Here is a 12945-nt window from a genome sequence, read left to right as displayed (position 1 = left end):
AAGAAACCCGCAGCCACATCAAATGAGCTGCGGGTTATTCATATTTACTTCAGGTTCTCAGGATTCAGTTGCTCCAGTTCAGGAAGGGTGAAGCGGCCGTCTTTGCGGATCAATACCTCATCAAAATAGATCTCTCCCCCGCCATACTCAGGTCTTTGAATCATGACCATATCCCAATGGATGTTTGAATGGTTTCCGTTGTACGCCTGTTCATAACATTCACCAGGTGTGAAGTGGAAACTTCCATCAATTTTTTCATCAAACAGGATATCCTGCATTGGATGAAGGATATACGGGTTCACTCCAATTGCGAATTCACCTATGTAACGCGCGCCTTCATCTGTATCAAAAATCTTATTGATTCTTTCCGTATCATTGGCCTCAGCAGAAACAATTTTTCCGTTTTCGAATGTGAGCTTCACGTTCTCGAAGGTGAAGCCGTGATAAGGAGAAGGAGTGTTATAAGAGATGGTTCCGTTCACAGAATCTTTGACAGGAGCCGTATAGACTTCTCCATCCGGGATGTTCAAACGGCCGGCACATTTAACGGCAGGAATGTCTTTGATGGAGAAGGTCAAATCAGTTCCTTCACCCGTAATGCGAACCTTATCCGTCTTATTCATTAATTCAACCAGGCTGTCCATGGCCTTGTCCATTTTAGCGTAATCAAGATTACATACATCGAAGTAGAAGTCTTCGAAAGCCTCTGTACTCATTTTGGCAAGCTGAGCCATTGAGGCGTTCGGATATCTCAATACAACCCATTTTTTCTTTGGAACACGGATTTCACGATGAACTTTTTTACCTACCGTGTTACCTTGGATCTTCATCTTTTCATCAGGGACATCCGCCTGCTCATTGATGTTGTCTCCGGAACGCAGACCGATGTAAGCATCCATCTTTTCCATGACATTGGCTTCAAATTCAGCCATCATTTCGTATTGCTCTTCTTGTGCTCCCATCAACAGCGAGCGGTCCACTGTATGGTCCTTCAGTGATACAAATGGAAAACCGCCTGCTTCATAGGCTTCCTTGACGAGGGCAGTCACAAGCTCGCGCTGCAAGCCAAAGTTTTCAATCAATACTTTTTCACCTTTTTGCAGCTGGACAGAATAACGGATTAAATTTCTCGCCAGCTTTTCAATACGAGGGTCTTTCATATATGTATTCCTCCTAAGTAAGGGTCCTTCACTGTGGGCAGCAAAGGGATTTTTTTAAAACCTAATTATATTGTAACCGAAAAATGAATTATTTTTATATATGAAGATTGTATTTTAGTTGAATGTCGTAAAGTGGTGCCTGGCTCAAAACACAAACCCTCTCTCTATAGAAAAAACCAAACATGGATATAATAAACTGATGGAATCAGGCAGGATATTCACGCTTTGATGGAGAAACTAGTGTTTAAGGACACTTAGTGCCGGGTAAAGAATTGCTATAAACAGGAGGTGCTCAAGGAATGGAAATAATTTTATATTTGAGTGTGGCTGTAATTGCTATTGCGTTCCTCGTATTGGTAATCAGTCTGACCAAAACCCTTAAGTCGGTCCAATCGACTTTAGATAGTGTTTCCCATACCTTAGACGGCTTGGAAACACAATTACAGGGAGTGACAAAAGAATCTGCGGATCTCCTACATAAGACCAACAGGCTTGCGGAGGATATCCAGCAGAAATCAGAGGAACTGAATACGGTTGTCTATGCTGTCAAAGATGTAGGCAGTTCTATTCAAGGTTTGAACTCTTCCGTAAAAAAGGTGACAACATCGATTTCAACTAATTTAGAGAAGAATCAAGAAAAAATTTCTCAGGTTGTTCAGTGGGGAAAAGCAGCTATGGAGCTTCGTGATAAGTGGAAGACCAAAGAGAAGCCTTATCATGGAACAAGAAATGCTTATGCCGCTGAAGAGGCGAGAGCTTCTGCAGAGATGGACAGACGTGAGAAGATGATCCGAAGAGCAAGACAAAATTAATTATATTAATTCAGGGGAGGATGTTACGATGACACAACAACAACAAAATGATGTTTACAAAAATCAGGTGAGCCATGGCCATCCAAACGGAGGCAGCAGCAATACTCATGAAGGCAGCATCAATGCTAAAGACTTCTTGATCGGTTCCTTGATTGGCGGAATCGTAGGAGCGGCTACTGCTCTATTCCTTGCACCAAAGTCCGGGAAAGAGCTTCGTGAGGACCTGAATACACATGCAGGTACGCTAAAGGAAAAAAGCAGCCAGTGGAGAGATACAGCTATGGAGCGTGGAAATGAACTTGCTGCTGCAGCTAAAGAAAAAACATCAGGAATTACAAAGACTGTTCAGGACCAATCCAATAGTCTGGTTAACAAAGTGAAATCAAGCAATAATAATGATAGCAGTGAAACTGAAGGAGAAGAGCAGCTTCCTGTTGAAACAGAGCAAAACGATGCTCAGGAGCTTAATCAAAGACTTGAAGAAACAAAGAAAGCTTTTGATGAGACTGAGCAATCTATCCATCAATAATGGAGGATGGTGCAGGCAGGCAGCTGCCTCACCGTTTTCTGCTGAAAGGGGCAAGGATGTTGAAAAAAATAGAAACGATTGAAGAATTCAACCAGCTTCTTGAAGGAAAAGAGAAATTCTTTTTCCTTAAACACAGCTTAACCTGCCCAATCAGCGGCAGTGCTTTTGATGAATATCAAAAGTTTGCTGAAGAAACGGGAGAAGAGGATGCCTATTATTTGGCTGTCCAGGAATCCAGGGACTTGTCTAATCACATTTCGGAAACATTCGGAATCAAGCATGAGTCTCCACAGGCCTTCCTGTTCAAGGAAGGGAAGCCGGTTTGGAATGACTCCCATTGGAACATCAAGAGCCAGGAATTGAAAAGTTTATAAGACCCACAAAAAGCCTGAAGGTGTAGAAACCTTCAGGCTTTTTTGCTGATGGGCATTTCTATGGCTTATACAGATAGCGGCCAGCGGATTTCTAATTTATCCCCTGTCTGTATGCTTTCGTAAAAGGTGGTTTCTTCCCCGTTCTTCAAAAGCAGGAATTTCCCCTGGGCATTGGAGGGCATATTAATTTCAACATGGCGGAAGAGGTCCTGGAATATAAATGCTCCTGTTTCTTTAGCTATTGCTGTTAATTTATCTCCTGAATGAATCAGGCAGTTTTCATCAATCTTATCTCCATTGCGAAAGACCTCAGTGATTTGCTTGGAAAGCTCGAGCTCCTCATCATTAAAAAACACCTTGATTTTATCACTTAATTGCATTTGTCTTTTATCCATGATCATTTTGAGTGTCGGGGCTTCTGCCTTTTTCATCTCTATGACGTCCCCGTTTTTGACGACTGTCGACAGTCTGGACTCTCTTCCGTTTATGGTGATTCTTCCAGAGAAGGCAGGTATGAATGTCTCTTTTTCATTGATGGCGATATGGAAAGTCTTTAAAAGTGGAAGCAGGTCTTCATGTCCTGTCCGTTTTAATACAGTTTCTACAGAAGGAAGCGGCTCCATTTCAATTCTGTCCCTGTCATTCACGATGACATCCATGGCTGCCGGTTTGCCGTTTACTTCTACATTCATGTCAATAGAATAAGGCTGCTCATTTAATGTAAAAGAAATGTTAGGCTGGGTTTCAATTAAATCCGAGATCCTGATGACTGGTGCTTCCCCGTTTTCACCTCTCGTTACCGTTATTCTGTCTCCATTTTGAATAGGTTGGTCAATTGTGCTTTTCTGCCCATTTATCATAATCGTCGGTGCATTTCCATGTTTGCCTGGAAGTGTGATGGATTGGCCGTTTACTGAGATGATCATGGCCATTCCTGGTTTGCCGTAAAGTTTGTTTATTTTTAGACCGGCTGCAAGCAGGCAGTCTCCAATAGTCAATTCCTTCACTTCAAATAACCGGACAGGCTGGTCGTTCACATGGGCTGTCACGTATTGGACAGGTGCCTTCTTTGCTGCGATGGCAATCCCGATCGGTGTCACGAGCTCAGGTCCATTGGATATCTGATCAACGATTTTCAGGTCCTGAATGGCATCGATGCCGCGGACTGCTACCCGGTTAACCGGCAGCTGCAAAGCACTGGCTAATCTTTCAGGCAGTTCGGGTGTCAGGCTGCCACCGCCTACAAGCATCACTGCTTTTGGGGATTTTCCATTATTGAGTCGGAGAACCTCAGCTTTTATTTCTTCCGCCAGATGATTAATGGAAGGTGAGATCTTTTCTACTGTCTCTTTACGGGAAATCTCTGTTTCAAAACCGAGTATATCTGACACCGTAATGGTCTCCTGATTGATTAAATCTCTTTTGGCTTTTTCGGCGAGCGAGAAGTCCAGAAGAAGAGCATCGCTGATGGCTTCTGTTATTTCATCGCCTGCAGTCGGGACCATTCCAAATGCGATGATGGTTCCCTTGTCCGTTAAAGCGATATCGGAAGTGCCGGCGCCAATATCGACCAATGCCACATTCAACCTTCTCATTGAAGCGGGGATAAGAACGTTTATGGCTGCAATTGGCTCAAGTGTCAATGCATCCATTTCCAGCCCAGCCCTGTTTAATGCTGCCAGAAGGGACTCAACGACAACCTTTGGCAGGAATGTGGAGATAATCTCTACCGTGGCTGTATCTCCTTGCTGATCGACAAGGCTGCCAATCTCCTCACCATCCAATTTATAATATAGAACCGAGTATCCAACACAATAATAATGATAGGTTTTATCTGTATCCTGAGCGGCAATTGCCTGTGCCTGCTGGACAGCACTGAGTTCCAAGTTAAGGACATCTTCTTTTGTCAAAAGCGGCTTGCCGGAAATGGAGATGGAGGCACTTGCAACCTCAGTTTTCAAAGCTCTTCCGGCCGCCGCTACACATACTTTGTGGAGGGGGCCATGCTTCTTTTCCATCTCGGCTTTTATATAAGAAATGACGGCTGCCACCGCAGGAACATCATGGATCTGCCCATCAAGCATTGCCCGTTCCTTATGCTCTTTTGAAAGAATGTCAATGACCTCATATTGTTTCTGTTCATTTTCTATCAAAATAATACCCACCACTGAACGGGTACCGATATCCAGTGCAAAAATCTTCTTATTCTCGGTCACTTTATACACCCACTTTAATCTATTTCAATTTATTTCAGAGATTGAAAGTTGAATCGGAAACCACTAAATACTTTAATGCGTGAATGCGTTGAAAGAATAAAGTGTTTTCCGTGACTTTTACTTTACATTCCATTATAATAAATCCTATTATAAAAAATGTATCATACTTTTGTAGAAAAAAGTCATGCAGTGTTGGAATTTCAAAATAAAAGGATGTCAATGCAGAGAGGATGTTTGGTTGTGAGTAATAAAGAGCTCGACCAGCTGAGAAGCCAGGTCGATGAGATAAACCTGAAGTTATTGGAAAGCATCAATGAACGTGCCCGTCTCGTACAGGAAATCGGCAGGGTAAAAGAGAAGCAGGGAACGAGCCGCTTTGATCCTGTCCGTGAAAGAGATATGCTGAACAACATCATTGCCAACAATGACGGCCCTTTTGACAACACCACGATTGAACATATATTTAAAGAGATTTTCAAAGCCGGACTGGACTTGCTTCAGGACAGCCACCGCAAGGAGCTTCTAGTATCAAGGAAGAAAAAGCCGAGTGATACGATTGTCAGAGTGAATGGAGAAGACATTGGTGACGGAAATCCTCACTTTATCTTTGGACCATGTGCAGTAGAGTCCTACGAGCAGGTCTCAGAGGTTGCAAGTGCTATCAGAGGAAAAGGATTGAACCTTATCCGCGGGGGCGCTTTTAAACCTCGTACATCTCCATATGACTTCCAGGGGCTGGGACTTGAAGGATTAAAAATCTTAAGAAAAGCTGCAGATGAACATAATCTGGCAGTTGTCAGTGAAATCGTTAATCCAGCCGATATCGAACCTGCATCTGAATATGTGGATATCATTCAGATCGGTGCCCGAAATATGCAGAACTTTGAATTATTAAAAGCTGCGGGTGCTGCAAGAAAACCTGTTCTATTGAAAAGGGGACTATCTGCGACATTGGAGGAATTCATGAATGCCGCTGAATATATCATTTCCCAAGGGAATGGTGACATCATTCTCTGTGAAAGAGGCATAAGAACATATGAACGCGCGACAAGAAACACCCTTGATATTTCTGCGGTGCCAATTCTGAAACAGGAAACACATCTTCCTGTATTTGTTGATGTCACTCACTCTACAGGACGTCGCGACCTGCTGCTGCCTGCTGCAAAAGCAGCACTTGCCATTGGAGCTGACGGCGTAATGGCGGAGGTCCACCCTGACCCGGCTGTGGCCCTTTCTGATGCTGCCCAGCAAATGAATTTAGAACAGTTTGATCATTTCTTTTCTGAATTAACTGGCGGTAAATAAGTTCCGCCTTGATTGGTCATCTCATCGATGGCCATTTTTTGTGGAAATTATTTTCAAAAAGCTTCAATTAGGGTAGGGTTAAAAGTAGATTCTTTGCAGTTAAGCCCTTGCTCAAGTATGATATATCTATATTTCATACAATGGACATGAAAAGATTTTCACAGCATTTTTTAAAGATGGATAATTAGTGTAAAATAAGGACAATCAGCTAAAACGAAATCGAAGGAGTGGATTCCATGAATGTAACGATATATGATGTAGCCAGGGAAGCGAATGTTTCCATGGCTACCGTTTCCAGGGTAGTAAACGGAAATCCAAATGTGAAACCGGCAACAAGGAAAAAAGTAGTCGAGGTCATCGAGAGACTTGGTTACAGGCCAAACGCAGTGGCAAGGGGTCTTGCCAGCAAAAAAACGACCACTGTCGGGGTCATCATACCGGATATCTCCAATATCTTTTTTGCAGAACTTGCCCGGGGAATCGAAGATATTGCAACGATGTATAAATATAACATCATCCTCAGCAATTCCGATCAGAACACTGAGAAAGAATTGCACCTCTTGAATACCATGCTTGGAAAACAGGTTGACGGGATCGTGTTCATGGGCGGAAACATCACAGAGGAGCATGTAAGGGAGTTTGAAATGTCCCCTGTCCCTATCGTATTGGCAGGCACTGTCGAAGATTCTCAAAAGACTCCATCCGTTAATATTGATTATCAAGCTGCGGCATATGATGCAGTTAAAGAACTGATTGATAAAGGCCATAAAAAGGTTGCATATGTCAGCGGTCCATTCCATGACAAGATCAACAATGAAGCAAAACTTCCTGGTTATAAACAAGCATTGGAAGAAGCGGGAATCGACTATGATGAAGAACTTGTGATTGAAGGGGATTATACATATGATTCCGGGCTTGAAGCTTGGCAGAAATTGAGTGAACTGAAAGATAAGCCGACTGCCGTATTTTCAGGAAATGATGAAATGGCACTTGGTGTTGTTCATGGAGCCCAGGATGCAGGTGTAAATATTCCTGAAGAAGCAGAAGTCATCAGCTTTGACAATACACGGCTTGCTTTAATGGTCCGTCCTCAATTGACATCGATTGTCCAGCCTTTATATGATATCGGGGCTGTAGCGATGCGCCTGCTGACGAAATATATGAATAAAGAAAAAGTGGATGAGCATATTGTTGTCCTTCCTCACCGGATTGAAGAACGGGGTTCAACCAAATAAAATACTTGTTGAAAAGTCTTCTGCTTAAGTGGTTTTTCATTAGAAATGACGTGTGGGTGCCATGCGTCATTTTTTTATTGCTTTTCGAAGGCTATATAGTTTAATACTCTATATAAAATTTTTTTTTTCATAAATCATTTCAAGCATCATAACTATAAAGGAGTCGACAGATAGTTTCCACAAATCATGAATGGGGGAGAATCATGATGCTGAAACAAAAGGCTAGGGAGCTTCTTGATTCAATGCAAGCACCGTCAAAGGAAGACCTTAAGGAGACTCTCGTAAATCTTGACCTGGCGCTGGAGGATTTAGTGGATTTTTTGGAGCCTGCCAATGGGCGGCCGTACTATAGAAAGCTTCTGTATCAAAATGAAGAGGTGGAGGTCCTGGTCATGAACTGGTCACAGCTTGAATGTGCTCCACATGATCATGGAGAATCGCAAGGGTGGATTCAAGTAATGAAGGGTACATCGGTCAATGCCGTTTTTGAGGTGGATGAAAAAGGCTGGCCTTCAGAGCTGTTTGAAGAGAAGCACCATCAAGGAAAATGCTTTTATGCACCGAAAAGAGGCGTCCATAAAATGAAGGCAGGCGGTGGCAGGGACTTGGTTACTCTCCATTTATACTCTCCTCCGATCAGCGGAATGAAAGTATATGACCTGGAGAAATGTGCGGCCTGCATCGTATCTGACGATTGCGGAGCCTGGTGGCCCGAGGAAACGAGACAAAAAGTGAAGGAAATAAGGTTAGAGAAAAACAGGGTGAAATAATTTGGAAATGGAAATGTATTTCAGGTGTGAAGGAAGAAGACCCGTCATGAGTGACGGGTCTTTATCTTTTACATTGTCTCATAAGCAGCAGTTATTTATTGAGCAGAAGTTTTGTTATTATTCTGCTGCTGTCTCAATTGATATAGTGCTTTTTCAACTGTCTGGGCATTCTTTTCCGTGATTTCCGGCTTCCGGGGGATTTCGGGGTATATCCCCGGAGGATCATCCCAGCTTGCCGGAAGAGTGACGGGAGCTTTTTCCTGCCATCGTTCTGTCCAAACTTTTGGAAAATGAGAGAGGCTTTCATTGCGTTCTATCATTTCCATCCACAAGAGACTCCAGGCACGAGGGACGACCCGCCAAATATCATATCCGCCTCCGCCAACAGCAATCCACCGGCCGTCACAGTATTGATGGGCAAGTTCATGTGTGATTCTGGGAATTTCCCTATAAATCTTCATGGTGGAAGACAAGTGTGTCAGCGGGTCGTAATAGTGTGCATCCGTACCGTTCTGGGATAGAATGACGTCCGGCTTGAAGAATTTTATGACTTCCCTGAAGGAAGTTTCATAGGCCTGAAGCCAGGAGTCATCTTCTGTAAAAGCATCCAGCGGGATATTAAAGGAGTATCCATAGCCTTTTCCATGCCCCCGTTCATTGATATTCCCGGTCCCGGGAAACAGATACCGTCCGGTTTCATGAATGGACAGGGTGCAGACATCCGGATCATCATAGAATGACCACTGCACTCCGTCGCCATGGTGAGCATCTGTATCTATATACAATACTCTGGCCCCATACTTCTCCTGCATGTATTTAATAGCTACAGAGCTGTCATTATATATGCAGAACCCAGAGGCCTTTCCTTTGAACCCGTGATGCAGACCGCCACCAAAATGGGCAGCATGTTTTGATTTTCCTTCCATTACCCAGTCGACTGCTGTAAGCGTGCCTCCCACCATAAGGGAACTGGCTTCATGCATTCCTTTAAAAATAGGGGTGTCTTCCGTTCCGATCCCATAGCTTTCGGCTTTGTCGGGAGGGAGATTTCCGCTTCCCGCCGCTTTGACAGCGCTTACGAAAGATGGATCATGAATCAGGTGGAGCTCTTCATCAGAAGCCATCCTTGGTTCAACTATATCGTCTTCTTTCAATGCTCCCGTTTCTTTAAGTAAATCGATTGTCAACTTGAGCCTGAATTGATTGAACGGGTGGTTGTCGGAAAAACGGTAGTCTAATAGCTTATCAGAATAGACAAATACGGCTTCCTTCGTCATGATGACATCCCGGGCATGTTAGGCCAGAGCACTTCATACCCTTCTTTCTTTAAATCGTCAATCACGGCCATCGGATTGATTGTCCGTACTCTGAAGACAAGTATCTTATATTTTTCATTTTTTCTGTCAGGATAGACAAGGACACTGTGTATATTTGCATTATGATTCCGGATGATACCTGCCACTTCATATAAAACACCCGAACGGTTTTCCACTTTCACTTCAATTTGAGACCCGGGCTGGTGTGCCCCAGTCAATTGGATCAGTGTATAGAGGAGGTCCGTTTCTGTAATGATGCCGACCAATTTATTTTCTTTGACAATCGGCAGGCAGCCAATATGGTGTTCATAAAACAGGGCAGCCGCTTCCTCGACAAAGTCCAGCGGGTGTCCTGTGATGACATTTGTTTTCATAATCAGCTTCAAAGGGTTTTGAAGTTCTTCCTCAGCTTTATCCTTTTGAAAGATAGAGGGAGTTCCATCTTTCACATCCCGGTCACTGACGATACCGATGACCTCCATGTTGTCATCGACAATAGGAATATGCCTTATTTTCTTGTCCCGCAGGGTTTTGATCGCCTGTTCTATCGTATCATCTGCTCTTAGTGTCTCTACTTCTGTTTTCATGATTTCTTCTACTATCATGGTTTTCCATCCCCTTTGAGAGAGTCATTAATACATATAGCGGTTCATGAATCTCAATCTGTCAAACTGTTGGACAGAATCACTTTCGATTCTTTTTCCGATTCTGGCCATCAGGCAGTTGGCCGGGTGTGAACTGATCTCAGGGTCGTCCGTCGCATAATATTCCAACCCGCCTGCATTCATCATCTTTTCCATGATCTTTCGGTATTCCCAAACATTAAGGCCGGTGCCTTTCAAATCCCAGTGCCAATAATATTCAGTTGTAATAATGATATAGTCTTCCATGGCATCGTCCATCATCGACACCCTCAGTAAATTCTTGCCGACCGAAGCTCCCCTGAACTTTGGGATGACCTCGATTGCACCGAGTTCAATCAATTCTTCCATATTGCCCTGTGACCAACGTTCAAGCGGATCAGGGTACAGATATGTAACATAGCCGACAATGATGTTATCTTCCCTGGCTATGATGATTCGTCCTTCCGGCAGTCCAGCTATTTCCACAAGGGCCTTATGCTGTTTTTCAGGTGTGCGGAAGGCCGTCAAATCTTCATGGAACTCTAAATCTACCAATTCATTTACGGGAACAGGCCCTTCAATGATGATATTTCCTTTTGGTGTTTTCAGTTCCATTGCGTTATACGTTTTTTGGTGGTTCATTTTGTCACCGCCTCGAAATAATATCCATAGTCATTATGACATAAAACAAGCAGAGAAAATAGAAGCCTCAAGCGCTCTATTAAAGCCTTTTTATGAAACTTTACATATTGGAGAAGAACTTCTCATACCAATATTATAACAAAAACCAAAAATCGAACAATTTTTAAAATTGAGAAAAATAGATTTTTGTAATATAATAATATAGTAAATTCTTACATAAGGAGGAATCGCTCGAATGAAGTTGGAAGCGCTGCCAGTAACCCAAGGAAACTATAACCTTTCCAGTTACGAAGATACCTACAAGGATTTCGATTGGAATGAAACGAAAAAGAACTTTTCCTGGAATGAAACAGGCCGTGTGAATATTGCGCATGAAGCAATCGACCGCCATGCAGAATCCTTCAGGAAAAATAAAGTGGCACTGTATTATACTGATGACAGCAGAGATGAAAAGTATACCTTCAGGGAAATGAAGAACCTGACAAACAAAGCAGGTAACGTCCTGAAAACATATGGTGATGTGGAAAAAGGAGACAGGGTGTTCATCTTTATGCCAAGATCACCGGAGCTATACTTTACTGTTCTTGGAGCACTGAAGCTGGGCGCCATTGTAGGACCATTGTTCGAAGCGTTCATGGAAGGTGCTGTAAGGGACCGTCTTGAAGACAGTGAAGCGAAAGTCCTGGTAACTACGCCTGAACTGCTTGAAAGGGTTCCGGTTGATGAACTGCCTGCACTCGAGCATGTATTCCTTGTCGGAAATGATGTAGAAGAAAAAGGGAAATACGTTGATTTCCTTACACGATTTGAGGATGCGAGCGATAAGCTTGATGTAGAGTGGGTGGAATTGTCCGACGGCATGATTCTCCATTACACTTCCGGCTCCACAGGCAAACCTAAGGGTGTCCTTCATGTCCATAACGCGATGCTTCAGCATTATCAGACAGCCAAATGGGTTTTGGATCTCCAAGAGGAAGATGTATATTGGTGTACAGCAGATCCAGGATGGGTAACGGGAACTTCCTATGGAATCTTCGGTCCGTGGCTCACAGGTGCTTCAAACATCATCGCGGGCGGCAGATTCAAGCCGGAAAAATGGTATAGCACGATCCAAAAATACGGCGTTACTGTTTGGTACAGTGCACCCACAGCTTTCAGGATGCTGATGGGAGCAGGGGATGAGGTCGTTAAACAATTTGATCTAAGCAGCCTTAGACATATCCTGAGTGTCGGCGAGCCTTTGAACCCTGAAGTTATCCGCTGGGGTATGAAGGTGTTCAATCTCCGCATCCATGATACATGGTGGATGACAGAAACCGGCGGACAGGTGATTTGTAACTATCCTTGCATGGAAATCAAGCCAGGCTCCATGGGGAAACCGATTCCTGGCATCCAAGCGGCTATCGTCGACGACCAGGGGAATGAGCTTCCTCCATATAGAATGGGGAACCTTGCGATCAAGCGTGGATGGCCGTCCATGATGAACGCCATCTGGAAAAACGAACAAAAGTATGATTCCTACTTCATGCCTGGTGACTGGTATGTTTCAGGTGATTCCGCCTACATGGATGAGGACGGATACTTCTGGTTCCAAGGCCGTATCGATGATGTCATCATGACTTCCGGAGAAAGGGTAGGACCATTCGAAGTGGAAAGCAAATTGGTTGAACATCCTGCAGTTGCCGAAGCTGGTGTCATCGGGAAACCGGATCCGGTTCGCGGGGAAATCATCAAGGCATTCGTTGCATTGCGTGAAGGATACGAAGTAACGGATGAACTGAAAGAGGAAATCCGCCAATTTGTGAAAAAAGGTTTGGCTGCCCATGCAGCACCTCGGGAGATCGAGTTCAAAGATAAACTTCCAAAAACACGCAGTGGTAAAATCATGCGTCGCGTGTTGAAAGCGTGGGAACTTGACCTTCCAACTGGCGACCTTTCTACAATGGAAGATTGATTTAAAAAG

12 protein-coding genes are annotated in these 12945 nt (G+C 43.7%); 7 read left to right on the top strand and 5 right to left on the bottom strand.

The features are described 5' to 3' along the window. Nucleotides 1–44: 44 nt before the first annotated feature. Nucleotides 45–1160, bottom strand: coding sequence for an aminopeptidase (locus ACOJQI_RS18095; RefSeq protein WP_421380569.1), 1116 nt, complete (start codon nt 1158–1160; stop codon nt 45–47). Between the two features lie 299 nt (nt 1161–1459). Here ACOJQI_RS18095 and ACOJQI_RS18090 point away from each other — a divergent pair, with 299 nt between their 5' ends. Genes ACOJQI_RS18090 through ytxJ form a run of 3 tightly spaced genes read left to right on the top strand, consistent with a single transcriptional unit; the run spans nt 1460 to nt 2875 of the window. Then, nucleotides 1460–1972: a DUF948 domain-containing protein gene (locus ACOJQI_RS18090; RefSeq protein ID WP_421380567.1), complete on the top strand. Its 513-nt coding sequence runs from the start codon at nt 1460–1462 to the stop codon at nt 1970–1972. Nucleotides 1973–2000: 28 nt separating this feature from the next. Next, entirely contained in the window at nt 2001–2501 is a 501-nt protein-coding gene (locus ACOJQI_RS18085) for a YtxH domain-containing protein (protein ID WP_421380565.1), read from the top strand. 56 nt (nt 2502–2557) lie between these two features. Next, nucleotides 2558–2875: a bacillithiol system redox-active protein YtxJ gene (gene ytxJ / locus ACOJQI_RS18080; RefSeq protein ID WP_421380563.1), complete on the top strand. Its 318-nt coding sequence runs from the start codon at nt 2558–2560 to the stop codon at nt 2873–2875. Between the two features lie 65 nt (nt 2876–2940). On the opposite strand, the gene ACOJQI_RS18075 is transcribed toward ytxJ, so the two are convergent. Continuing rightward, a complete protein-coding gene (locus ACOJQI_RS18075; protein ID WP_421380561.1) occupies nt 2941–5091 on the bottom strand; it encodes a cell division protein FtsA in 2151 nt (716 codons plus the stop codon). A 240-nt stretch (nt 5092–5331) separates the two neighbouring features. Between ACOJQI_RS18075 and ACOJQI_RS18070 the strand changes: the two genes are divergently transcribed. The 3 genes from ACOJQI_RS18070 (at nt 5332) to ACOJQI_RS18060 (ending at nt 8401) form a co-directional block, all read left to right on the top strand. Beyond that, a complete protein-coding gene (locus ACOJQI_RS18070; protein ID WP_421380558.1) occupies nt 5332–6396 on the top strand; it encodes a bifunctional 3-deoxy-7-phosphoheptulonate synthase/chorismate mutase in 1065 nt (354 codons plus the stop codon). Nucleotides 6397–6632: 236 nt separating this feature from the next. Then, entirely contained in the window at nt 6633–7631 is a 999-nt protein-coding gene (gene ccpA, locus ACOJQI_RS18065) for a catabolite control protein A (protein ID WP_421380556.1), read from the top strand. Between the two features lie 203 nt (nt 7632–7834). After that, nucleotides 7835–8401: a cysteine dioxygenase gene (locus ACOJQI_RS18060; RefSeq protein ID WP_421380553.1), complete on the top strand. Its 567-nt coding sequence runs from the start codon at nt 7835–7837 to the stop codon at nt 8399–8401. 95 nt (nt 8402–8496) lie between these two features. Here the strand turns inward: ACOJQI_RS18060 and ACOJQI_RS18055 are convergent, their stop codons facing one another. Genes ACOJQI_RS18055 through ACOJQI_RS18045 form a run of 3 tightly spaced genes read right to left on the bottom strand, consistent with a single transcriptional unit; the run spans nt 8497 to nt 10982 of the window. After that, complete coding sequence (locus tag ACOJQI_RS18055) at nt 8497–9678, bottom strand: acetoin utilization protein AcuC (protein ID WP_421380551.1); 1182 nt, start codon at nt 9676–9678, stop codon at nt 8497–8499. After that, nucleotides 9675–10322, bottom strand: coding sequence for an acetoin utilization AcuB family protein (locus ACOJQI_RS18050; protein WP_421380548.1), 648 nt, complete (start codon nt 10320–10322; stop codon nt 9675–9677). Before ACOJQI_RS18050 ends, ACOJQI_RS18055 begins: the two co-directional genes overlap by 4 nt. 27 nt (nt 10323–10349) lie before the next feature. Next, entirely contained in the window at nt 10350–10982 is a 633-nt protein-coding gene (locus ACOJQI_RS18045) for a GNAT family N-acetyltransferase (protein WP_421380546.1), read from the bottom strand. Nucleotides 10983–11217: 235 nt separating this feature from the next. Here ACOJQI_RS18045 and acsA point away from each other — a divergent pair, with 235 nt between their 5' ends. After that, nucleotides 11218–12936 carry an acetate--CoA ligase gene (gene acsA / locus ACOJQI_RS18040; RefSeq protein ID WP_421380544.1) on the top strand — a complete coding sequence of 573 codons (1719 nt, stop codon included), beginning with the start codon at nt 11218–11220 and terminating at the stop codon, nt 12934–12936. Nucleotides 12937–12945: the final 9 nt, after the last annotated feature.

The organism is Bacillus salacetis (assembly GCF_049177075.1).
GTDB lineage: Bacteria > Bacillota > Bacilli > Bacillales > Bacillaceae_B > Rossellomorea > Rossellomorea salacetis_A.
This window is presented reverse-complemented; position numbering and strand designations above follow the sequence as displayed.